Source organism: Streptomyces sp. rh34 (assembly GCF_002551245.1).
Classification (GTDB): Bacteria; Actinomycetota; Actinomycetes; order Streptomycetales; family Streptomycetaceae; genus Streptomyces.
The window spans coordinates 1-22,500 of record NZ_NTGZ01000117.1; the positions used below are offsets into that span (position 1 = coordinate 1).

Here is a 22,500-nt window from a genome sequence, read left to right on the forward strand (position 1 = left end):
GCGCACAGCGGGTCGACGGACCGGCTGCGGGTGGCGGTGACCGCCGCGGCGGCCACGGATCCGCTGCGGTTCGACCTGTCGCCCGAGGCGGTGCTGAGCAGCGCACGGAGTCTGATCCCGACGCTGGTGGGCGCGCTGCCGGCGCTCGCTGGCCCGGAGGACGACGGAGGCTCCCTGGCGCGGGCGCTGTGGTCACGGCTCACCGCGGAGCCGGCCGACGCCCCGTCCCTCGCCGTGCTGGACGCGGCCCTGGTCCTCCTGATCGACCACGACCTGGCCGCCTCCACCCTGGCCGCCCGGGTCGCCGCCTCCGCGCGGGCCCACCCGTACGCCGTGGTCTCGGCTGGCCTCGGCGTGCTGGAGGGGCCGCTGCACGGGGCGGCGAGCGGGCTGGCGCACCGGATGCTCCGGGAGGCGGTGGACCGGGACAGCGCGGTCCCCGTGGTCGCCGATCACCTGCGGACCGGGCGACGGGTGCCGGGCCTGGGGCACCGGCTGTACCGGGGCGAGGACCCCCGGGCGACGGCCCTGTTGGCGCTGCTGGAGGAGGTGCCGCAGGCCGCCGGGGCGCTGGCGGCGGCCCGCGAGGTGGTGGAGACGACGGCGCGGCACGCTCCGCTGCACGCCAACATCGACCTGGCCCTGGCCGTCCTGTCCGTCTCCCGGGGGATGCCGGCGGACGCGGGCGAGACCGTGTTCGCGGTGTCCCGCACCGCGGGCTGGATCGCCCACGCGCTGGAGGAGTACGGGGAGCGCCCGCTCCGTATCCGCCCCAGCGGGCAGTACACGGGTCCCCGGCCACCACAGCCGCTGCCCGGCCCCCGGATGCCCTCTCAGGTCTGAACCAGAGGGTTCAGGCAGCGCAAATTAGCTACGGATCACAGGGAATTCTCGCGCGGCGGCTGCGCGGTGGACGCCCGCACCACCAGCTCCGGCTCGAAGAGCAGCTCGTCCGAGGGCACGGTCCGCCCGCCGATCTGCACCGAGAGCAGTTCCACGGCCGCGCGCCCCATGGCCTCGATGGGCTGGCGGACGGTGGTCAGGGGCGGCTCGGTGCAGTTCATGAAGGCCGAGTCGTCGTAGCCGACGACCGACACGTCGCCGGGCACCGAGAGACCGCGGCGGCGGGCGGCGCGCACGGCGCCCAGCGCGAGCGGGTCGCTCGCGCAGATGATGCCGGTGACACCCCGATCCAGCAGCCGCATCGCGGCGGCCTGCCCGCCCTCCAGCGAGAACATCGCGCGGGCCACCCACTCGTCGGGCACGGCCGTTCCCGCCGCCTCGGCGAGCAACCGGGCGGCGGCGAGCTTGCGCTGCGAGGGCACGTGGTCGGAGGGGCCGAGGACGAATCCGATGCGCTCGTGGCCGAGCGAGACGAGGTGCCGCCAGGCCTGCTCGACGGCGACGGAGTCGTCGCAGGAGACGCCCGGGAAGCCCAGGTGGGCGATGGCCGCGTTGATCAGCACCACGGGGATCTTGCGGTCGGCGAGCACCTTGTAGTGGTCGTGCGGGGCGTCGGCCTGGTGGTAGAGGCCCCCCGCGAAGACCACCCCGGAGACCTGCTGCTGGAGGAGCAGCTCGACGTAGTCGGCTTCGGAGACGCCGCCCTTGGTCTGGGTGCAGAGCACCGGGGTCAGCCCCTGCTGGGCGAGCGCGCCACCGACCACTTCGGCGAACGCGGGGAAGATCGGGTTCTGCAGCTCGGGCAGGACCAGCCCGACCAGCCGGGCCCGTTCGCCGCGCAGCTGGGTCGGGCGCTCGTACCCGAGGACGTCCAGCGCGGAGAGAACAGCCTGCCTGGTGGCGTCGGAAACGCCCGGCTTGCCGTTCAGCACCCGGCTGACCGTCGCCTCGCTGACTCCCACTTTCTGGGCCACCTGAGCAAGTCGTCGCGTCATGTGCGCAAGATTAGCGCAAGAAGTGCAAGTGGATTGCGTTGAGGGCGAACTCCTCGGGATGCTCCAGGAACGCTCACAGACACAGCGCCGCGAAGCAAGAGGTGCCTACGGCCAACTACCGGACGGACGCCGAACCGCGGCCGAATTTCCGCCCGGCCCTCCCGCCCCTTACCGTCTCTACGATGAACGCCCCACCGACCCCCGGCAGGGGACCGCGCCGGTTCGGCTGGCCCCAGCGGGTCTTCTCCCAGGTCCTGCTGATGCAGCTGACCGTCATCACCGGCGTGACGATCCTGGTCACCGGCCTGTTCCTGGCCCCCCTCAGCGACCAGCTGGACGACCAGGCGATGCGCCGCGCCCTCGCCATCGCCCAGAGCACCGCCGCCCAGCCGGGGATCGTCAAGGACCTGACCAGCACGGACCCGTCGGACCGGGGCCCCGTCCAGTCGGCCGCCGAGCGGGTCAGGCGGGCGACCGGAGCGGAGTACGTCGTCGTCATGAACCAGCGCGGGGTGCGCTGGTCGCACCCCGACACCCACCGGATCGGCGCGATCGTCTCCACCGACCCCGGTGAGGCGCTGCGCGGCCGCGAGGTGATGGAGATCGACAGCGGCACACTCGGCCGCTCGGCGCGGGGCAAGGTGCCGTTGCTCGGCCCGTCCGGCGACGTGGTCGGCGCGGTGTCGGTGGGCATCGCCTACGACAGCGTCCGCGCCCGGCTCCTCGGGGCGATCCCGGGGCTGCTGGCGTACGCGGGCGGGGCCCTGGCCGTGGGGGCGCTCGCCGCGTACCTGATCTCCCGCCGGTTGCAGCGGCAGACCCATGACCTGGCGTTCTCCGATATCTCCGCGCTCCTGACGGAACGCGAGGCCATGCTGCACGGCATCCGCGAAGGGGTCGTCGCCCTGGACGGGGCCGGCCGCGTCCGGCTGCTGAACGACGAGGCACAACGGCTGCTGGGCGTGGGCCCGGAGACGGCGGGCCGGACGCTGGAGGAGGTGCTGGGCGACGGCAGGACCACGGACGTGCTGGCCGGGCGGGTGGTCGGCGACGACCTTCTGGCGGTACGGGGCAGCCGGGTGCTGCTGGCCAACCGGATGCCCACGGACGACGGCGGTGCCGTGGTGACCCTGCGCGATCGGACCGAGCTGGAGCACCTGGGCCGCGAACTCGACTCCACCACGGGGCTGATCGACGCCCTGCGCGCCCAGGACCACGAGCACGCGAACCGGCTGCACACCCTGCTGGGGCTGCTGGAGCTGGAGATGCACGAGGACGCGATGGAGTTCGTCACGGAGGTGGTCGGCGTGCACCGGGCGACGGCCGAACAGGTCACCGAGAAGGTGCAGGACCCCCTGCTGGCCGCCCTCCTCGTGGGCAAGGCGACGGTCGCCGCCGAGCGCGGCGTATCGCTGAGGCTGGCCCCCGGCACCCTGCTGCCTGACCGGGTGGTCGATCCCCGGGGTCTGGTCACCGTCATGGGCAACCTCGTCGACAACGCCACGGACGCGGCGGCCGGATCGGACGGGGCCCGGATCGAGGTCGGGCTGTGCACGGAGGGACGTACGGTGATCCTGGAGGTACGCGACAGCGGCCCCGGCGTCCCCCAGGAGCAGCACGCGTCGATCTTCACGGAGGGCTGGTCCACCAAGGAGGTCCCGGCGCACGGCAAGCGCGGTCTCGGGCTCGCCCTCGTGCGGAGGCTCGCGGAGCGTCAGGGAGGCAGCGTGACGGTGTCCGGGGCGGACGAAGGCGGTGCGGTGTTCACGGTGGTCCTGCCGGAGGCGCTGGCCGAGCCCGGGCCCGAGGCCCCGGCCGAGCCGGCCGCGGGCTCCACCGACGGTCCGCCGCCCCCCACGTCTCCGGCCACGACGGGAGGCCAGCCGTGATCCAGGTCCTGATCGTGGACGACGACGTCCGGGTGGCGCAGATCAACGCGGCGTACGTCGCCAAGGTCCCCGGCTTCCGGGTGGCCGCGCGGGCCCACTCGGCGGTCGCGGCGCTGGCGGCGGTCGAGAAGGTCCCGGTGGACCTGATCCTGCTGGACCACTACCTGCCCGACCGCAACGGCCTCGCCGTCGTACGGGAACTGCGCCGCCTCGGCCGCCAGGTCGACGTGATCATGGTGACGGCCGCCCGGGACGTCGCGACCGTGCAGGACGCGATGCGGCACGGCGCCCTCCAGTACCTGGTGAAGCCGTTCACGTACGCGGGGCTGCGCGCGAAGCTGGAGGCGTACGCGGCCCTGCGGCAGGCCCTCGACGGGGGTGGGGAGGCCGAGCAGGCGCAGGTGGACCGGCTCTTCGGCGCACTGTGGGCGGCGGACGAGCCTGCTCTCCCCAAGGGCCACTCCCCCACCACCGCCGAGCTCGTCCGGGGTGCCCTGCGCGGCGCCGACGGCCCGCTCTCCGCCCAGGAGATCGCGGACAGCGCGGGAATGAGCCGCCAGACGGCCCAGCGCTATCTCAAGCTGCTGGAGCGCACCGGCAAGGTCAGGCTGACGCTGCGCTACGGGGAGACGGGCCGCCCGGAACACCGGTACGCCTGGGCGGCCGGCTGATCCGCCCGGGAGCCCGTACAGCGCTCGGCCCGGACACACGGTGCCCGAAGACCGTCCTACGCCGCCCCGGCCCCCGTCAGCGCCCGGACCTCGGTCTCGGCGTGCTTGGCCTCGTCGGGCGGCTCGGGCGAGGTGACCGTACCGATCCAGCCGGACAGGAAGCCGAGCGGGATGGAGACCAGGCCGGGGTTCTCCAGGGGGAAGAGCTGGAAGTCGACACCGGGGAACAGCGACGTGGGGCTGCCGGAGACGACGGGTGAGACCAGCACCAGGACGACCGCCGGGATCAGTCCGCCGTATACGGCCCAGACCGCGCCCCGGGTGGTGAAGCCGCGCCAGAACAGCGAGTAGAGCAGGGCCGGGAGGTTCGCCGAAGCGGCCACGGCGAAGGCCAGGCCCACCAGGAAGGCGACGTTGAGGTCCTGGGCGAGCAGTCCGAGGCCGATCGCGACCACGCCGATTCCCGCGGCGGCGATACGCGCCACGGCGACCTCGCCGTACTTCTCACGGCCGGGTCGGCGGAGTGAGGCGTAGAGGTCGTGGGCGACGGACGCGGACGAGGCGAGCGTGACGCCCGCGACGACGGCGAGGATGGTGGCGAAGGCGATGGCGGCGACCACGGCGAAGAGAATCGTTCCGCCGGTGGACCCCTCACCGCCACCGAGGACGAGCGCCAGCAGCGGGACCGCGGTGTTGCCCGCCGCGTTCGAGGCGCGGACCTCGGCGGAGCCGACGAGGGCGGCGGCGCCGAATCCGAGCACGATCGTCATCAGGTAGAAGCTGCCGATCAGGCCGATGGACCAGACGACGGAGCGGCGCGCGGCGCGGGCGGTGGGCACGGTGTAGAAGCGCGACAGGATGTGCGGCAGCCCCGCCGTGCCGAGGACGAGGGCGATGCCCAGGCTGATGAAGTCGAGGCGCGAGGTCAGGTCCCCGCCGTAGCGGAGTCCGGGCGCGAGGAAGTCCTTGCCGTGGCCGCTGCGTTCGGCCGCGGTGGTGAGCAGGTTGTCGACGTTCCCGTGGAAGTGGACCAGGACGAGCACCGTGAGCGCGACGGCCCCGGCCATCAGCAGGACGGCCTTGACGATCTGGATCCAGGTGGTGGCGCGCATGCCGCCGAACGACACGTAGATCACCATGAGCGCGCCGACCCCGACCACCGTCCAGGACCGGGCCGCTTCGCTCGTCCCGCCGAGCAACAGGGCCACGAGGCTGCCCGCGCCCACCATCTGGGCGACCAGGTAGAACACGGAGACGGTGACGGACGAGGTGCCGACGGCGGTCCGCACCGGGCGCTCCGCCAGCCGCGCCGCGACCACGTCGGCCAGGGTGAACCGGCCGCAGTTGCGGACGAGTTCGGCGACAAACAGCAGGACGACCAGCCAGGCGACGAGGAAGCCGACCGAGTAGAGCATGCCGTCGTAGCCGAAGAGGGCGATCAGCCCGGAGATCCCGAGGAAGGAGGCCGCCGACATGTAGTCGCCGGCGATGGCGAATCCGTTCTCCATGGGCGAGAAGAGGCGTCCGCCGGCGTAGAACTCCTCGGCGGAGCCCTGCCGGTCGCGGCCGACCCAGGTGGTGATGAAGAGCGTCACCGCGATGAACGCGCTGAACAGCAGCAGGGCGAGTGTGTGGTGGTCGCCTCTCAACGTCCCGGCCCTCTCGTCTGCCGGCCCAGGCCCCGTGTCATCTCCTGGGTGTCCCAGCGCAGATCGAGCGCGGCCCGGTCCCTGCGCAGCCGCGCGTGCCGTGCGTACGCCCAGGTGAGCAGGAACGTGGTGAGGAACTGGCCGAGACCCGCCACCATCGCGACGTTGACCGCTCCGGCGACCGGGCGGGCCATCAGCTCGGGCGCGGTGGTCGCGGCGACGATGTAGGCGAGATACCAGAGGAGGAAGGCGAGGGCGGCGGGAGCCACGAAGCGGCGGTAGCGGCGGCGCACCTCGCGGAAGGCCGCGCTGCGGTGCACCTCCAGATAGATGTCGGCCGCGCTGGGCTCGCGATCCGGCCCCGCCGCGGCGGGCGCGTCGAGGCGCGCGACGCCTCCTGTCCCGCCCTGGCCGCCCCGACCGCGGACCGGGGCGTCGTCCCACGGGTCGTCGGGCCGCACTCCCGCGGCCTTCGGCCCTGTTTCCTTCTGCACCGCACAACTCCCCTGCTTCGCGCACCTCTTCGGCCGCATGGCCCACCATGGGCGGTTCAGGAAGATCCCGGGCGCGTCATTCGCCCGACTTCACCCCTTCAGGTGACAGAAGCCCCGGACGGCTGCGCGAACGTCGGAGCCCCGGGCACCCCGGGCCCCCGGAAACGTACGCGGCCCCCGCTCCGGTGGTACGGGAGCGGGGGCCGGCGGGAGCCCGGGATCAGGCGTCGATGCGCGAGCGGTCCAGAGTGGCCGCGGAGCTGGTGATGAACTCCTTGCGGGGCGCGACCTCGTTGCCCATCAGCAGGTCGAAGACCTGCTCGGAGGATTCCAGGTCGCCGATGTTGATGCGCCGCAGCGTGCGGTGGCGCGGGTCCATCGTCGTCTCCGCCAGCTGATCGGCGTCCATCTCGCCCAGGCCCTTGTAGCGCTGGATCGATTCCTTGATCCGGACGTTCTTGCGCCGGAGCTCCAGGAGGGTCTGGCGCAGCTCGTTGTCGGAGTAGGTGTAGATGTACTTGTCCTGACCCTTCTTGGGCTGGACCAACTCGATCCGGTGCAGCGGCGGGACGGCCGCGAAGACCCGCCCCGCCTCGACCATCGGGCGCATGTAGCGCTGGAAGAGGGTCAGCAGCAGGCAGCGGATGTGGGCGCCGTCGACGTCGGCGTCCACCAGCAGGACGATCTTCCCGTAGCGCGCGGCGTCGATGTCGAAGGTGCGCCCGGAGCCGGCTCCTATGACCTGGATGATCGCGCCGCACTCGGCGTTCTTCAGCATGTCCGAGACGGACGACTTCTGTACGTTGAGGATCTTTCCGCGGATCGGCAGCAGCGCCTGGAACTCACTGTTGCGCGCCAGCTTGGCCGTGCCGAGCGCCGAGTCGCCCTCGACGATGAACAGCTCGCTGCGCTCCACGTCGTCACTGCGGCAGTCGGCGAGCTTGGCGGGCAGCGAGGACGACTCCAGCGCGGTCTTGCGGCGCTGGGCGTCCTTGTGCTGCCGGGCGGCGATCCGGGTGCGGGCGGCGGCCACGGCCTTCTCCAGCACCGCTCTGGCCTGCGCCTTGGCGTCCCGCTTCGTCGAGGTCAGGAAGGCCTTGAGCTCCTTGGCGACCACGCCTGCCACGATCCGGTTGGCCGCGGAGGTGCCGAGCACCTCCTTGGTCTGCCCCTCGAACTGCGGCTCGGCGAGCCGTACGGTGACGACGGCGGTGAGCCCTTCGAGGGCGTCGTCCTTGACGACGTCGTCCTCGGCGACCCGCAGCATCTTGGCGGAGCGGAGCGCCTCGTTCACCGTCCTGGTCAGGGAGCGCTCGAAGCCGGTGACATGGGTGCCGCCCTTGGGGGTGGCGATGATGTTCACGAACGACCGTACGGTCGCGTCGTAGCCGGTGCCCCACCGCAGGGCGATGTCGACGGCCAGCTCGCGGGTGACCTCGGTGGCGGTCATGTGGCCGCGGTCGTCGAGGACGGGCACGGTCTCCTTGAAGGTGCCCGTGCCGCTGAGGCGCTGGACGTCGCAGACGGCCTTGTCCTGGGCCAGGTACTCGCAGAACTCGCTGATGCCGCCGTCGAAGCGGAACGTCTCCTCCGTCTTGCCCTCGCCGCCCAGCCCCCGCTCGTCACGGACGATGATCGTGAGACCGGGGACGAGGAAGGCCGTCTGGCGGGCGCGCTGGTAGAGCGTCTCCAGGTTGAGCTTGGCGTCCTTGAGGAAGATCTGGCGGTCCGCCCAGTACCGCACCCGGGTACCGGTACGGGTCTTGGACACGCGCTTGCCCTTGCGCAGGCCGTTGGCCGGATCGAACGGGCTGTCCGGCCCCTGCTCGGTGAACATGCCGGGGACACCGCGCCGGAAGCTGATGGAGTGGGTCGCGCTGTTGCGGTCGACCTCGACGTCCAGGCGGGCGGAGAGGGCGTTGACCACGGACGCGCCGACGCCGTGGAGGCCGCCCGAGGCGGCGTAGGAGCCGCCGCCGAACTTGCCTCCGGCGTGCAGCTTGGTCATGACGACCTCGATGCCGGAGAGGCCCGTCTTGGGCTCGACGTCGACCGGGATGCCGCGGCCGTTGTCCCGGACCTCGACGGAGGCGTCGTCGTGGAGGATGACCTCGATCTGGTCGCAGTAGCCGCCCAGGGCTTCATCGACGGAGTTGTCGATGATCTCCCAGAGGCAGTGCATCAGGCCACGGCTGTCGGTGGACCCGATGTACATGCCGGGGCGCTTGCGGACCGCCTCCAGCCCTTCGAGGACGAGAAGGTGCCGCGCGGTGTAGTTGGAGCTGTCCCGGTCGCCGCCTGCTCCGGTCAGCATCGCGGTGGACGGCACGGACGTTTCGGCGGTCACGCGGTTCGCTCCTCGCTGAATTTCATCTGGGGCCCCCGTGGGTATCGGGCTGGGCTTCGGTTGCCGCTGAGAGCCTACAGAGGCCTGGTAGAGCGGTTGTAACGCCACCCTCGGGGAATCCTCATGCTAGACGAGCTTCCTCCAGGCTCGCATGGGTGTTCGATCATTCGTTGGAGTGACGTGCACATCACGTTCCCTTCGACGCATGAACCATTTAGGCTCCGGGCACGTCCTCATGAACAAACCGGCAAGCCGGCCGGCGGGACCCACCCCCAAGACAAGCAATGCGAAACCGTAGCGCTCCGCATACGGCACATTCGCCGCCAACCGGCAACAGACAGCCACACCGAGAAGAAGTTTCGAAGAAAAGCCACGAGCGGGAACGTTTTCGGCCTGGTTGGATGTTGACCCTGGTACGACAGCTCGTCGAGCTAGAGAAGAGGCGACGTGACTACTGTTCTGACCCCCGCGAGCCCGCTGACCGCAGCAGACCGCTGTGACCGTTGCGGCGCCCAGGCATATCTGCGCGTCGTCCTGATCAGCGGCGGTGAACTGCTCTTCTGTGCCCACCACGGGCGCAAGTTCGAGCCGGAACTCAAGAAGATCGCCGCGGAAATACAGGATGAGACGGATCGGCTCACCGCCGTGCAGACGGCTGCCGCCGACGAGGAACAACACTGATACCTCGCATCCACGACGAGCCAGGGGCCGGTCCAGGACCGGCCGACGGGCGGCTCCCCCACCGGGGGAGCCGCCCGTTCTCGTCGTAACGGCCCGACCGCGCTACGCGACTCCGCCCCGGCTCAGACGCGGCCCGCAGCCCATTCCAGGGCGGCGGAGACCCGTGTGTACACCCCGGGGCTGCCCGCGCGCCCGCAACCGCTGCCCCAGGACACCAGGCCGATGAGCCGCCCACGGGCCACCAGCGGCCCGCCGCTGTCCCCCTGGCACGCGTCCCGGCCGCCCGCCCGATCGCCCGCGCAGAGCATCGCCGAGGCCTTGTACGTACCCTCCCGGCCGCCCGGGTAGGCCCGCGCGCAGTCGCTGTCCGGCAGGACCTGGACCCGCGCGGAGCGCAGCACCGATGCGTACGCGCCACTCCCCGTCGTGTCGCCCCACCCGTAGACCGCCGCCGTGGTCCCGGCCCGGTAGGCGGTGTCCCCGCCCTTGGCCGTCGGAATGACGCCGCCCTTCGGCATCGCTCGGGACAGGGTCAGCACCGCGAGGTCGCCGGCGTTGGAGACGGGGTCGTACGCCGGGTTCACCCAGATGGACCGGACCGGGATCTCCTGGCCGCCGGAGTCACTCAGCCGCTCCCGGCCGGCGATGACCAGCAGGTCCTTCACCCGCTCCACCGGTCCGCCGAGCGCCTCGTCACTCAGACAGTGGGCGGCCGTCAGGATCTTCGTGGGCGCCACGGCGACGCCGCCGCAGAACTGGCCCGCGCGCGCCCCTCCGAACCGGTCCCGGCTCGACAGCGCCACCGCCCAGGGGCTGTCCGCCACCGGGGCGGGCTGTCCGCCGACGATGATGCTGTCCGCGAGTGCCGCGGAGGGCGAAGCGAGCGGCACCACGGTCGCGGCGGCGGTCAGGGCGAGCACCCCGGTCAGGGCACGGACGACGGAACGGGGCATGGAGGCTCCTGACGCTGAGGCGGTAACGGTCCACCCAGCGTGATCCAGCCGGTCGCCGTCCGCACCCGAGGACACGCCGGAGGGCCCGGATCCCCTGGGGGTTCCGGGCCCTCGGCCGGTGAATCTTCCGCGACCTAGTCGAGGTAGTCGCGCAGCACCTGCGAGCGCGACGGGTGACGAAGCTTCGACATCGTCTTCGACTCGATCTGACGGATGCGCTCACGCGTCACCCCGTAGACCTTGCCGATCTCGTCGAGCGTCTTCGGCTGACCGTCGGTGAGGCCGAAGCGCATCGAGACCACGCCGGCCTCACGCTCGGAGAGCGTGTCGAGCACGGAGTGGAGCTGCTCCTGGAGGAGCGTGAAGCTGACCGCGTCCGCCGGGACGACGGCCTCGGAGTCCTCGATCAGGTCACCGAACTCGCTGTCGCCGTCCTCACCGAGCGGGGTGTGGAGGGAGATCGGCTCGCGACCGTACTTCTGGACCTCGATGACCTTCTCGGGGGTCATGTCGAGTTCCTTGGCCAGCTCCTCCGGGGTGGGCTCGCGGCCCAGGTCCTGGAGCATCTGGCGCTGCACGCGCGCGAGCTTGTTGATGACCTCGACCATGTGCACCGGGATACGGATGGTGCGGGCCTGGTCGGCCATCGCGCGGGTGATCGCCTGACGGATCCACCAGGTGGCGTACGTGGAGAACTTGTAGCCCTTGGTGTAGTCGAACTTCTCGACCGCGCGGATCAGACCGAGGTTGCCCTCCTGGATCAGGTCCAGGAAGAGCATGCCGCGACCGGTGTAGCGCTTGGCCAGGGAGACCACCAGACGGAGGTTGGCCTCCAGAAGGTGGTTCTTGGCCCGCCGGCCGTCCTCGGCGATGATCTCCAGCTCGCGCTTGAGCTTCGGTGCGAGCTTGTCGGCGTTCGCCAGCTTGTCCTCGGCGAAGAGACCGGCCTCGATGCGCTTGGCGAGCTCGACCTCCTGCTCGGCGTTGAGGAGGGGAACCTTGCCGATCTGCTTCAGATAGTCCTTGACCGGGTCGGCGGTGGCGCCGGCGACGGCGACCTGCTGCGCAGGTGCGTCGTCCTCGTCGTCGTCGGAGAGGACGAAGCCCTTGTTCTCGCCCTCGCCCTCCTCTTCCTCGCCCTTGGCGGCCTTGACTTCCTCGGCCGCCTCGTCGCCGTCGAGGAGCTCGTCGTCCTGCTTGCCGGACTTCTTCGCCGCTGTCTTCTTGGCCGCCGTCTTCTTCACGGCGGTCTTCTTGGCCGCCGTCTTCTTGGCTGCCGTCTTCTTGGCGGGAGCGGCCGCGACGGCGTCGTCGGCCACCGCGTCCGCGCTCTCGGCCGCCGGGGCGGCGGTGGCCGCGACGGTCCTGGTCACGGTGGTCTTCGCCGCGACGGTCTTGGTGGCGGTGCGCTTGACCGGGCTCTTCGCTGCGACGCTCTTGCGGGCGCGCTTCGGCGACTCCGCGGCACTGACCATCAGCGTCACACCCTCTTCCTCGAGGATCTGGTTGAGGCTGCGCAGAACGTTCTTCCACTGGGTTGGCGGAATCTGGTCAGCCTCGAAGGCCCGACGCACGTCATCGCCGGCGATCTGCCCATCAGCCTTTCCCCGCTCGATGAGCGCCATCACAGACTCGGACTCGGCGATCTCCGGCGGGAGCGTACGGGATGTGCTGGCCGACACGAACAACCTCTCGGAACGATGGAAACGGCTTCCGGCCCTGCCCTGGAGAGGGCTGGAGCCGACGACCGTCGACTGGGGATGTCGCCGACGGCGCGGGTTTGGCCTCAGAACTGCACAGCGCACCCGAGGGTTGCTGTATTCCTTCCGCGACGCTCACCTCTTAAGTCATCGCGCTGCTTCGAGGAGTGTTACGGCCAATCCGCGTGGCCCGAGTCACACCTCATACGCGACGAAATGGGCCAAGGGTGCCATCCCCCCACAATTATGCCGCCGGACCTGTGCGGTCCGGCGGCACCGGGCCCACGCACCCGTCCGCGCCCCGGTCAGTGCTCGCGCGGTGCGGGAACCACACGCTCGACGTCGGGGTGGACGACGAGCAGTTGGCGCATGGCCGTCTCGGCGGCCCCGGCGTCGCCGGAGGCCAGGGCGTCGGCGATGCGCGCGTGGTGGGCGAGTGAGGTCTCGCCCGGACGGTCACAGCCGGTTACCGGGCCGCCGGAGACATGAAGGGCGGCCGAGACGATGCCGGAAAGGTGTTCGAGCATCCGGTTGCCCGCCGCCTGGATGAGCAGGGCGTGGAACTCCGCGTCGGCGCGGGAGAAGGTGATCGCGTCCCCCTGCCCCAACGCGTGCCCCATGATCTCCACCATGTCGCCGAGCCGCTGCTGAATGTCGTCCCGGCCGTGCCCAGCCGCGAGGCGGGCGGCGAGCGGTTCGATGGTCCAGCGGAGCTCGGCCAGCTCACGGCGCTGGTCGTCACGCTGCGGACCGAAGGCCCGCCATTCGATGATGTCGGGATCCAGCAGGTTCCAGTCGCTGACCGGCCGGACCCTCGTACCCACGTTGGGGCGCGCGCTGACCAGCCCCTTGGCTTCGAGGACGCGCAGGGATTCACGGACGACGGTGCGGGACACCTCGAACCGCTGGCCGATCTCCTCGGGAACGAGGGGGCGGTCCGCGCCGAGGTCACCGGAAACGATCATCTGGCCGAGCTGCTGGACGAGTTGGCCGTGGAGACCGCGCCCCCGGCTGGCCGACCCCCGTCGGCTCGCCCGTCCCAGCTCCGAATCGGAACCGCCCCAGGCCCGGGAAGCGGCACGCTCGCCGGCCGGCGCCTCCGTATAGGGATAGCGGTCGAGTTCGCCCGAGCCGGCCAGGCCGGAGTCGACGGTGCGGGCGGCGGTCATCATGGTGTGCGCAAGGGTACTCACGCATCCTTTGTCGGCGCGGCTCGCCCACCCCTTGAGGTCTTTGGTGAAAAGCACACGAAAGGGTGATCGGCGCTCGCTCCGCAATTGACGCCATACCCCTACAAACAAGGCATTTATCAGGGAGTTATGGGCCCTTGCCCTCGCTGCGGTGCGACGGCGATCACCAACGTGCCCTCCCTCGAAGGCTGGTGAACAGATACGCGCAGATCAGGGCTGACAACGACAGGGCGAGCGCGGTGCCGACGGGCTGCGCCACCACCCGCGCGACGGCCAGGACCCAGTGGTCCGCCTGCTGCGGCAGCTGCCACCCGGCCAGTTCACGGAGGCGGCCCGGTAGCCCGGCGACCGAACGTGCGGACGGCGCTGCGAAGAGCTTCTGCACCAGCGGAACGACGAGCACGGGAACGGCGAGCACGGCGGCGACCCCTGCTCCGGCCACCCGGAAGACGCCGGCGGCCAGCAGCCCCGCCCAAGCGCAGCCGACCGTCAGGCCGGCCCAACTCGCGCCGAGCGCGACGGCGTTCGGAGGAGTCTCGATCAAGTCCGGTCCGTACACGAGCCGGAGGCTCTGCGCTCCGCCCACCACGGCGAGGCCCGCGAGCAGCAGAGCGAAGCTCGCGGTCACGGTGAGCTTGGCCAGCAGCAGACCGAGCCGCCGGGGCACGGTGCCGCGAGCGGCGGCGAGTGCCGGATAGCGGAACTCGTCCCCGAAGGACAGCGCACCGAGCAGGCCCGCGCCGAGCGCGGCGGGAGGGAGCGGCAGCAGGGCCGGCCACGCGGCGAGCACGCGGGGCAGCGCGGTGCCATCCGTGCGGGCCAGCAGGACGGACACCGCGGCCGACACCACCAGAACGGCCGCCATGATCACAGCCGTTGTCCGGACGCCCAGAGAGCGTCGCAGTTCGTACCGGAGCGGGCGCAGGGGGCCGCGTGCGGGGCGCACCCGGATCGGGGGCGGCAGCTCGGACAGAGTGGCGGCCGAGTCGCCCCGCTCCCCGCTCCCGGCCTCCGTCGGCGCGGCGGGTCCGGTGTCGCCGATCTCGTCGGCGAGCCGGTGCACGGGGACGCCGTGCCGGTACGCGGTGTCGCCGATCTCCGCACAGCTACTGCCGTACACCGTCAGCCGTCCGCTCGCCTCCTCGACGACTTCGACGGAGCGCCGCGCGGCTCGGGCCTCGCGGCTGACCACGGCTGCCAGCCGGGCCGCGTGCGGGGTGCGGACGGCGACCCGGGCCCGGAGCCGGGTGCGGGCGAAGTCGGAGACGTCCTGGTCGGCGACGAGGCGCCCGCCGCCGATGGTGACGACGCGTTCAGCCGTGCGGGCCGCCTCCTTGGGATCGCCCGTGGTGTAGAGGACCGTGCCGCCCTGGGCCGCGTGCGCACGCAACAGCCCGTACAGCCAACTGTTCTCCCGCGGGGACAGCCCCTCCGCCGGTTCGTCCAGGATCAGGGTGTGGGGGTCCCCGAGCAGCGCGGAGGCCAGGCCGAGCCGACGGTCCATCCCCACCGAGAGGGCGCCCAGGCGCTGGTCCCCCAGCCCGGCGAGCCCGACGACCTCGAGCACCTCGTCGGCCCGGGCCGCGGGCACGCCCGCGGCCGCGCAGAGCATACGGAGCTGCCCCCGGGCGGTCCGGGAGGGATGGCCCGGTACGTCGCCGAGCAGTACGCCCACTTCCCGTGCCGGGTGGGCGATGCGGTGCAGCGGCCGCCCCCGGAAGTAGGCGACGCCCCGCCCTGCGTCCAGTTCGAGCATCAGCCGCAGGGCCGTGGTCTTGCCCGAGCGGGGGGCGCCCAGCAGGGCCGTGACACGGCCGGGGGGAGCCTCGAAGGTCAGATCGTTCACGGCTGGCGGAGCGTCGCGACGGGGGGTGCTGGTGAGTCCGATGGCCTGGAGCATCGCTTCTCTCGCGTCTCTCGCGGAAGGTGAGACCGCTCGGCGGCAGGGGGTACCGCAGCAACATAACGCGACATTTCAGACTTTTGGTGCAGGGGTGGACCGACAGGCGTTCCGCGGAGCCATCGCAGCGGAACGCCCGGTGGCTCAGACCTCGGGTCGCAGCATCGGCGGATTGAGCACCGTGGCCGCCCCTGCCCGGAACAACTGCGCGGGTCGGCCGCCCTGCCGCGTGGTCGTCCCGCCGGAAGGCACCAGGAACCCGGGCGTTCCGGTGACCTTGCGGTGGAAGTTACGGGGGTCGAGGACCACGCCCCACACCGCTTCGTACACCCGGCGCAGCTCGCCGACCGTGAATTCCGGCGGGCAGAACGCGGTGGCCAGCGAGGAGTACTCGATCTTGGAGCGGGCGCGCTCCACGCCGTCGGCCAGGATCCGCGCATGGTCGAAGGCCAGCGGCGCCGCCTGCACGCCCTCCCGCCCGGCGCCGGGGTGCAGCAGGTCCTCCACCGGTGCCCAGCGCGCACTGTTGGCGTCGCCGCCCGCCCGGGGCGCGGGCAGGTCCGGCGCAAGGGCGAGGTGGGCGACGCTGACCACCCGCATCCTGGGGTCGCGCGCCGGATCTCCGTACGTGGCCAACTGCTCCAGATGTGCCCCGTTGCCCACGGCCGGTTTCGCCGGGTCGTGCGCGCAGAGGCCGGTTTCCTCGACGAGTTCACGCGCCGCGGCGGACCCCAGGTCCTCGTCCATCCTGACGAATCCACCAGGCAGCGCCCATCTGCCCTGGAACGGGGTCTCTCCGCGGCGGACGACCAGCGCGCAGAGCGCGTGACCGCGCACTGTGAGCACGACCAGGTCGACGGTGACAGCGAAGGGCGGGAAGGTCGAAGGGTCGTAGGGCGGCATGTCGCGATCATAGTCGTCTGCCTGACGATAAACACTCCCTTCGGCATGCTCGTGATCAGTCGGGGCGCCACTCTTGCGGATGCGTAGCGAGCAGTCGGTTCGGCGGCCCGCATTCCGGCCGGTCGGCGGTCCGGACGGACGTCACCCGTCGGCTCCTCGACTCGCACCCGGGTCATCGTCGCGTCCTGCTGCCGCGACGGCCGTACCTCCGAGCCTCACGCGACCGCCGCCCGCCCACGGTGGTCCAGGGAGGGGCGGAACGGGGTGCCGCCTTCACCCGCTCGGCACCCGGGCGCCGGTGAGCGCGCCCGCGCCGCCGACCCCCGTCGGGCAACGGGCGGACCTTGCGGACGCGCAGCGAGGGGGCGCCCCGGTCGGCGGCGGGATCCATCACCGCCTCCACGCCCCGGACGTCGGAGCCCGCCCCCTCCTCCGCGGCCTCGCGCAGACAACGGCGCAGGGCCTCCGGATCGAGCCCTTCGTTGCAGGCCCGATGCAGCAGTTGGGCGAACGTATAGCCGGGATCGGCGCGGAGCGCCAGGGCCAGGGCGACCCGCGCGCCCGGCTCGTCGCCCGTCGACCAGGAGACCCAGCCCGCCAGGGTGAGCGGCGCGGCGGCGTGCTCCCCGTACGCTCCGACGCAACGCCGTGCCAGCGTCCGCCACAGACGCAGGGCCGCTTGCGCTTCCGCACCCTCCATCCAGGCGGCAGCCTTGTCCCGGGTCTCCCGGTCCTGGAGCCCGAGGATGACGGCCGCGGCCTCGTCGGAGCCGATCAACTGGTCGTCCCCGGCGTCCGAGAGCGCGGGCGGCGCGGGCTGCGCCTCCTCGATGCGGTCCATGAGCGTGCGCGCGAGCCGGAGGGTCTTGGCCGCGACCTCTCCCCTGACCCTCTCGTCGAGGAGCCTCGGGATCAGCGCCGGTCCCGCCCGGTCCAGGGCCTCCTCCTGCGCGGTCACGGCCGCCGGGGCCCGCCAGGGCTGGAGCCGCGCCTCCATGTCGCGCAGCGTGCCGCGCACGTGGACGCCCGCGTAGGCGGCGGCCGCGGCCATCACCGTGGTGCCGGGCATGGCCAGGGGGTTCCCCTGGTCGGGGCAGCATCGGGTGTCGGGACAACAGTAGGACCAGTAGCGGCCGTCGGAGATGCAGAGCGCTTCGAGGACGGGAACGTCGAGTGCTCCGCACGCCGTGCGCAGGCGTTGCGCGAAAGGCCTGAGCCGCTCCATGGTCAGCCGGCCGCCCGCCCCGTCCGGAGAGTCCTGGCAGAGGAAGATCACGATCGCGTCGGGCCGTCCTTCACGGCGCTCGCTCCCCGACACCAGGCAGTCCGCCAACTGGTCGGCGACCGGCCCCCATTCGCCGGGCGCCTGCGGAATTCCCATGCGAAGCCGGCCGCCGAACCGGCCCCGCCCGCCGTGCAGGGCGACCATCACGACGCTGTCGTTGGGATAGAAGCCCATGAGATACGGGAGGGCGTCGGCGAGCTCGGCGGGCCCACGCAGGGTGATCTGCTGCTCCCCGGCCGGGCCGGTGGATTCGTGGTGCTTGTTCATGCCTTGACGGTCCCTCAGCCCGCCGCGTTCCGCGACCCCTGTGGATAACGTTATCCACAGGGGTCCCGGCCGAACAGGTCGACGACCTGGTTGACCAGCACGTCGGCCCGCGAGGCGTCGAGATGGTCGCCGACGAACCATCCGGGACAGGCCGTGGGCCGACGCTTGAGCGGCGGTCCTGACCAACTCGGGTTCGGCCCACCGTAGTTCGCCGCGCTGCTGCCCGACGACGGCCGAGGTGCTACCGAACAGTCCGGGGCGAAAATGGCACCTTGGCACTGCGCCACCCGAATGCCGCACTCCCTCCGGCGAAAGGGCTCGTTGTGCGGAGTGCAGCAGTGGAAAGCACGTTTCGTTTCAAATTTTGACGACTTCGACGACTTCGAGGCCGCCTATGCACGGCTGACGCGGCTTCGGCGACCACCCGTACGTTCCGGCTCCGGCTCCGGCACAGGGAACCGGGAACCACGCAGAGAACGAGGAGCAGATGTACGAAGGAAGCATTCCGCTCAAGGACTTCCTCGATACCTTGAACCGGCTGCAGGCCGACTTCGAGCGACGCCTCGGAGGCATCGAACGCACGGTCCTGTCGGGGCCCCTGACGCACTCCCGCACCCAGGAGCGTTCCGGTTCGTCGGCCTGGACACCGGAGGACGGCTACCGTCCGCTCGGCCTGGAGGCCATCTGGACCTCGCACAGCACTTCCTCGGGTGACCGGTCGAGCGGCCGTCGGAACCCGGCCCGTTCGTACCATGGGGATACCTTCTTCGACTGACCAGCCAGGAGAAACTCTCCGCTCGACTTGTGACAGCGGCAGTCGACGCGGACTCCGGGGCAGTCGAGGTGCCCTCACCGGCCGGGAACGCCGTCGCGGCCTATCCCGCCACGGCCAGGACAAGCGGGAGCACCTGATCGGCACCGGCCTGGCGGAGCAGGCGTGCGCCCACGGCGAGGGTCCAGCCGGAGTCGGTGTAGTCGTCGACGAGCAGAACCGGGCCATGGGCGTCGGCCAGCGCGGCGGCGAGCTCTTCGGGCACGGTGAACGAGTCGGCCAGGGCACGCAGCCGCTGGGCGGAGTTGCTGCGGTGCCCGGCGTGCTCGTCCGCATACGAGGTGTAGGCCAGGCTGCCCAGGAGCGGGAGTCTCCCGACCCGGGCCACGCCCTCGGCCAGGGAGGTGACCAGCTGGGGGCGGGCGCGCGACGGCACGACGACGATCCCCACGGGCCGCGCCACCGCGTCGGGTGATCCGCCGGCCCAGCCGCCCGGCGAGCGGGCCCAGTCCGCCAGCACCGTCACCACGGCGTTCAGCACATCGTCCGGGACCGGCCCGTCGGCTGCCTGCGCCGACAGGAGCGGGCGCAGGCGGTTGCCCCAACCGATGTCCGACAGCCTCCCCAGCGCACGCCCCGTCATCGCCTGCTGCCCCGCAGGGATACGGCCCTTGAGGTCCATGCCGACCGAGGCCAGGCCCGTCGGCCACATCTTGCGGGGGTCGACCTCAACACCCGGCCGGTCGAGCTCACCGGTCGCCGTCGACAGGGCCGCGGAGGAAACGGCCGGATCGAGCCAGGGGCCGGCGCAGTTGTCGCAGCGGCCGCACGGCACCGCCTTCTCGTCGTCGAGCTGCCGCTGCAGGAACTCCATGCGGCACCCCGTGGTCGCCACGTAGTCCCGCATCGCCTGCTGCTCCGCCGCCCGCTGCTTCGCGACCCACGCGTAGCGCTCCGCGTCGTACGCCCACGGCCGCCCCGTCGCGGTCCAGCCGCCCTTCACGCGCTTGACGGCGCCGTCCACGTCCAGGACCTTCAGCATCGTCTCCAGACGCGAGCGCCGAAGCTCCACCAACGGCTCCAGCGCCGGCAGCGACACCGGACGGCCCGCCTGCTCCAGCACGTCCAGGGTGCGCCGCACCTGCTCCTCGGGCGGGAACCCCACCGAGGCGAAATACGCCCAGATCGCCTCGTCCTCCTTGCCCGGGAGCAGCAGGACGTCGGCATGGTCCACGCCGCGCCCCGCACGCCCCACCTGCTGGTAATAGGCGATCGGCGACGAGGGCGACCCCAGGTGCACCACGAAGCCGAGGTCCGGCTTGTCGAAACCCATCCCCAGCGCAGAGGTCGCCACCAGGGCCTTCACCCGGTTCGCCAGCAGATCCTCCTCCGCCTGCAACCGGTCGGCGTTCTCCGTCTTCCCCGTGTACGAGGCCACCGGATATCCGCGCTGCCGCAGAAACGCGGCGACCTCCTCCGCCGCCGCCACCGTCAACGTGTAAATGATCCCCGAACCCTGCAGGTCCCCGAGCCGCTCCCCCAGCCACGCGAGCCGGTGCGCCGCATTCGGCAACTCCAGCACCCCCAGCCGCAGGCTCTCGCGGTCCAGGGGCCCCCGAAGAACCAGCGCGTCCCCGCCTCCCGTGCCCAATTGCTCGGCCACGTCCGCGGTCACCCGCGCGTTGGCCGTGGCCGTGGTGGCGAGCACCGGCACTCCCGCCGGCAGCTCCGCGAGCATCGTGCGCAGGCGACGGTAGTCAGGCCGGAAATCATGACCCCAGTCGGAAATGCAGTGCGCCTCGTCGACCACCAGCAGACCGGTCGTCGCCGCGAGCTTCGGCAGCACCTGATCACGGAAGTCCACGGAATTGAGGCGCTCCGGGCTCACCAGGAGAACGTCGGTCTCCCCACGCTCCACCTCCCCGTAGATCGTTTCCCAGTCCTCGGGGTTGGCCGAGTTGATGGTGCGAGCCTGGATGCCCGCCCGCGCCGCCGACTCGACCTGGTTGCGCATCAACGCCAACAGCGGCGAGATGATCACCGTCGGGCCGGCTCCACGCCGACGCAACAGCGCGGTGGCCACGAAATACACCGCGGACTTCCCCCACCCCGTGCGCTGGACCACCAGCGCACGACGGCGCTCCTCCACCAGGGCCGCCACCGCCTGCCACTGATCCTCCCGCAGCCGCGCCGACCCTCCGGGCGCACCGACCAGCTCAGCGAGGATGGCGTCGGCTTCGGTGCGGAGCTCCAGGGTGTCCATGCCCCCCATGCAACCCGATGGGACTGACAATCAGCGAATCCACCCACGGCGACGGCGCGCTCACGAAGCGTACGGGTGCCGCGCAGGGGTCGGGACCGCCAGGCGCCGTGCCGTGGCCGGGCGCCTCGCTGCGACGAGCCTCGGAGCAGGGGGTGTTTCTGCTGGTCCTCGCGATTCAGGGGGGACGGGGGAGTCGCCCCGGGCGGGGATGGGCAGGGATATCAGTGTCATTCCGGATGATTCCCGTCAGCCGCAGCAATTGCTCGTTGCCGCCTGCCGGTAGGCCAGGGAGAATTGGAGCTGCCCCCGCACAGTTCCTCATCGGGCCCGGAAGGGCTGTGCCGCGGCGCGCCCTCACCCGACCCTGCCCGCATCGTGGGCGCGTAGCGAAGGGAGGACCGTGACCTTCGGATTCGCCCCGTCCACAGCCACTTCGACAGCGGCGTCCTCGGTTTCCGCAGACTCCGTCAACCGCCTTGCCCGGATGCTCGAACCAGCGGAGTGGGCGTCGGCGGGCATACCCCTGCTCCGGAGCCCCCGGGAGGTCGTCAGCGGACTGCACTCCCGGCACCGGCCGACTCCGGCCACCGCCGTGGTCGCGGTCCTCGATCATGAGGAACGGCTCACGGCGAGCGCCTCGTTCGCCCGCCGGGCGACGATGGCCGCGGATGGCTGGGAGTTCCGCAACGCCCTGCTGGCGCAGCTGCGGCGCGTCGTCCCGCACGATCTGCGACGCCGCACTCCGGTCCGTACGGCCGTGCTTCTGTACTGCCGTGACGGCGACGAACGCTGGACCGAGGAGGACGGTGCGTGGATGTGGGGCCTCCGGGACGCCTGCACGCTGCACGGTCTGCGCTGCGGCGCGTACATCACACTCACCCGCGGGGGTTGGCAGGTGCTCGGCGAGGGAAGGGGCGGGCGGCGGCCCAGTTCGCTGTCGGAGCCGGCGCTCCTGGCCGACGCCGTCGCCGAGCAGCGGACCGCCCCGACGCGGCCGGGCGGCGGAGCGGCGGAGGCGCTGCGCCGCACCGCGGCCCGCTGAGCGGCACTGCTCACCTGTCGAGCGGGCGCCGGTCGTCCACGGTCCGTCCCCAGCGTGGCCCGGTCGTGGCCGGTAGACCGGCGGAGGTGCTCCCGGCCGCCCGTGCGGGGCGGCCGGGAGTACCGGTGGGGTGTGTTCAGACCCCGGCGCCGAGTGCGGAGTTGATCGTCTGCGGGTCTCCGCAGACGATCAGCAGCGCGGCGGCGCGGTCACGTGCGACGGGCAGCGTACGAGCCACGTCCCGGTCCGCGTCGTCGTTGACGGCGACGACGACCACGGGCCTGGATGCGGCCCGGTCCGCCGCGGAGACGTCGGCGAAGAAGACATCGTCGCCCGCGTCGTGCTGGGCCCAGTAGGCCGCTTCACCGAAGGACAGCTCGTGGGCGGCCCACGGGTGCTGTTCGCCGGTGGTGAGCACCAGGATGTCGCCCGGTGCGCGACCGGACTCCAGCAGCAGGTCGACGGCTTCCTCGGCCGCGTCGAGCGCGCCGGCCGCCGGGGCCGGGATCAGCTGGACCTGCGGCGCGGAACGATTCTCCGTCGGCTCCGGGCGGGCGGGGGCCGGCGCCGGAGCGGCGGGTGCCGCGGGGGCGGGG

General features: G+C 71.8%; 18 protein-coding genes. 6 read left to right on the forward strand and 12 right to left on the reverse strand.

Features of this window, described 5'->3' with window-relative positions; genetic code table 11:
* The coding region (locus CR470_RS21380; RefSeq protein ID WP_306667806.1) for a citrate/2-methylcitrate synthase at positions 1-843 on the forward strand (843 nt) is incomplete at its 5' end.
* A gap of 35 nt (positions 844-878) precedes the next feature.
* Here the strand turns inward: CR470_RS21380 and CR470_RS21385 are convergent.
* Complete coding sequence (locus CR470_RS21385; protein ID WP_097869162.1) at positions 879-1,898, reverse strand: LacI family DNA-binding transcriptional regulator; 1,020 nt, start codon at positions 1,896-1,898, stop codon at positions 879-881.
* A 182-nt stretch (positions 1,899-2,080) separates the two neighbouring features.
* Between CR470_RS21385 and CR470_RS21390 the strand changes: the two genes are divergently transcribed.
* Entirely contained in the window at positions 2,081-3,787 is a 1,707-nt protein-coding gene (locus tag CR470_RS21390) for an ATP-binding protein (RefSeq protein ID WP_097869163.1), read from the forward strand.
* Positions 3,784-4,458: a response regulator gene (locus CR470_RS21395; protein WP_097869164.1), complete on the forward strand. Its 675-nt coding sequence runs from the start codon at positions 3,784-3,786 to the stop codon at positions 4,456-4,458. Before CR470_RS21390 ends, CR470_RS21395 begins: the two co-directional genes overlap by 4 nt.
* Positions 4,459-4,514: 56 nt before the next feature.
* Here the strand turns inward: CR470_RS21395 and CR470_RS21400 are convergent, their stop codons facing one another.
* The 3 genes from CR470_RS21400 to CR470_RS21410 all read right to left on the reverse strand — a co-directional run bounded on the left by CR470_RS21400 (position 4,515) and on the right by CR470_RS21410 (position 8,948).
* Positions 4,515-6,107, reverse strand: coding sequence for a solute symporter family protein (locus CR470_RS21400; RefSeq protein WP_097869165.1), 1,593 nt, complete (start codon positions 6,105-6,107; stop codon positions 4,515-4,517).
* The gene (locus tag CR470_RS21405; RefSeq protein WP_097869166.1) at positions 6,104-6,568 is read right to left on the reverse strand and encodes a DUF485 domain-containing protein; all 465 of its coding nucleotides are present in this window, start codon (positions 6,566-6,568) and stop codon (positions 6,104-6,106) included. Before CR470_RS21405 ends, CR470_RS21400 begins: the two co-directional genes overlap by 4 nt.
* A gap of 253 nt (positions 6,569-6,821) precedes the next feature.
* A complete protein-coding gene (locus tag CR470_RS21410; protein ID WP_097869167.1) occupies positions 6,822-8,948 on the reverse strand; it encodes a DNA gyrase/topoisomerase IV subunit B in 2,127 nt (708 codons plus the stop codon).
* A 447-nt stretch (positions 8,949-9,395) separates the two neighbouring features.
* Between CR470_RS21410 and CR470_RS21415 the strand changes: the two genes are divergently transcribed.
* The gene (locus CR470_RS21415) at positions 9,396-9,629 is read left to right on the forward strand and encodes a DUF7455 domain-containing protein (RefSeq protein ID WP_018957087.1); all 234 of its coding nucleotides are present in this window, start codon (positions 9,396-9,398) and stop codon (positions 9,627-9,629) included.
* A gap of 122 nt (positions 9,630-9,751) precedes the next feature.
* Here the strand turns inward: CR470_RS21415 and CR470_RS21420 are convergent, their stop codons facing one another.
* The 6 genes from CR470_RS21420 to CR470_RS21445 form a co-directional block, all read right to left on the reverse strand.
* On the reverse strand, positions 9,752-10,582 hold the full coding sequence (locus tag CR470_RS21420; protein WP_097869168.1) for a S1 family peptidase: 831 nt from the start codon (positions 10,580-10,582) through the stop codon (positions 9,752-9,754).
* A 134-nt stretch (positions 10,583-10,716) separates the two neighbouring features.
* Complete coding sequence (locus CR470_RS21425; RefSeq protein ID WP_097869169.1) at positions 10,717-12,264, reverse strand: RNA polymerase sigma factor; 1,548 nt, start codon at positions 12,262-12,264, stop codon at positions 10,717-10,719.
* Positions 12,265-12,587: 323 nt separating this feature from the next.
* Positions 12,588-13,454: a FadR/GntR family transcriptional regulator gene (locus tag CR470_RS21430; RefSeq protein WP_306667807.1), complete on the reverse strand. Its 867-nt coding sequence runs from the start codon at positions 13,452-13,454 to the stop codon at positions 12,588-12,590.
* A 181-nt stretch (positions 13,455-13,635) separates the two neighbouring features.
* Entirely contained in the window at positions 13,636-15,372 is a 1,737-nt protein-coding gene (locus tag CR470_RS21435; RefSeq protein WP_097869171.1) for an ATP-binding cassette domain-containing protein, read from the reverse strand.
* A gap of 144 nt (positions 15,373-15,516) precedes the next feature.
* Positions 15,517-16,275 carry an NUDIX hydrolase gene (locus CR470_RS21440; protein WP_097869172.1) on the reverse strand — a complete coding sequence of 253 codons (759 nt, stop codon included), beginning with the start codon at positions 16,273-16,275 and terminating at the stop codon, positions 15,517-15,519.
* Between the two features lie 172 nt (positions 16,276-16,447).
* On the reverse strand, positions 16,448-17,827 hold the full coding sequence (locus tag CR470_RS21445; RefSeq protein WP_097869173.1) for a DUF4192 domain-containing protein: 1,380 nt from the start codon (positions 17,825-17,827) through the stop codon (positions 16,448-16,450).
* 487 nt (positions 17,828-18,314) lie between these two features.
* Here CR470_RS21445 and CR470_RS21450 point away from each other — a divergent pair, with 487 nt between their 5' ends.
* Entirely contained in the window at positions 18,315-18,602 is a 288-nt protein-coding gene (locus CR470_RS21450) for a hypothetical protein (RefSeq protein WP_097869174.1), read from the forward strand.
* A gap of 100 nt (positions 18,603-18,702) precedes the next feature.
* Here the strand turns inward: CR470_RS21450 and CR470_RS21455 are convergent, their stop codons facing one another.
* Positions 18,703-20,862, reverse strand: a complete 2,160-nt coding sequence (locus CR470_RS21455; RefSeq protein ID WP_097869177.1) for a RecQ family ATP-dependent DNA helicase — start codon at positions 20,860-20,862, stop codon at positions 18,703-18,705.
* Between the two features lie 400 nt (positions 20,863-21,262).
* Here CR470_RS21455 and CR470_RS21460 point away from each other — a divergent pair, with 400 nt between their 5' ends.
* On the forward strand, positions 21,263-21,904 hold the full coding sequence (locus CR470_RS21460; RefSeq protein WP_097869175.1) for a hypothetical protein: 642 nt from the start codon (positions 21,263-21,265) through the stop codon (positions 21,902-21,904).
* A 136-nt stretch (positions 21,905-22,040) separates the two neighbouring features.
* On the opposite strand, the gene CR470_RS21465 is transcribed toward CR470_RS21460, so the two are convergent.
* A partial coding sequence (locus CR470_RS21465) for a hypothetical protein (protein ID WP_097869176.1) occupies positions 22,041-22,500 on the reverse strand: 460 nt, incomplete at its 5' end.

Excerpts from the sequence above, each read along its gene's own strand:
- CR470_RS21430 (WP_306667807.1), bottom strand. The coding sequence starts at position 13,454 with ATGATGACCGCCGCCCGCACCGTCGACTCCGGCCTGGCCGGCTCGGGC.
- CR470_RS21455 (WP_097869177.1), bottom strand. The coding sequence starts at position 20,862 with ATGGACACCCTGGAGCTCCGCACCGAAGCCGACGCCATCCTCGCTGAG.
- CR470_RS21435 (WP_097869171.1), bottom strand. The coding sequence starts at position 15,372 with ATGCTCCAGGCCATCGGACTCACCAGCACCCCCCGTCGCGACGCTCCG.
- CR470_RS21440 (WP_097869172.1), bottom strand. The coding sequence starts at position 16,275 with ATGCCGCCCTACGACCCTTCGACCTTCCCGCCCTTCGCTGTCACCGTC.
- CR470_RS21390 (WP_097869163.1), top strand. The coding sequence starts at position 2,081 with ATGAACGCCCCACCGACCCCCGGCAGGGGACCGCGCCGGTTCGGCTGG.
- CR470_RS21450 (WP_097869174.1), top strand. The coding sequence starts at position 18,315 with ATGTACGAAGGAAGCATTCCGCTCAAGGACTTCCTCGATACCTTGAAC.
- CR470_RS21420 (WP_097869168.1), bottom strand. The coding sequence starts at position 10,582 with ATGCCCCGTTCCGTCGTCCGTGCCCTGACCGGGGTGCTCGCCCTGACC.
- CR470_RS21385 (WP_097869162.1), bottom strand. The coding sequence starts at position 1,898 with ATGACGCGACGACTTGCTCAGGTGGCCCAGAAAGTGGGAGTCAGCGAG.
- CR470_RS21445 (WP_097869173.1), bottom strand. The coding sequence starts at position 17,827 with ATGAACAAGCACCACGAATCCACCGGCCCGGCCGGGGAGCAGCAGATC.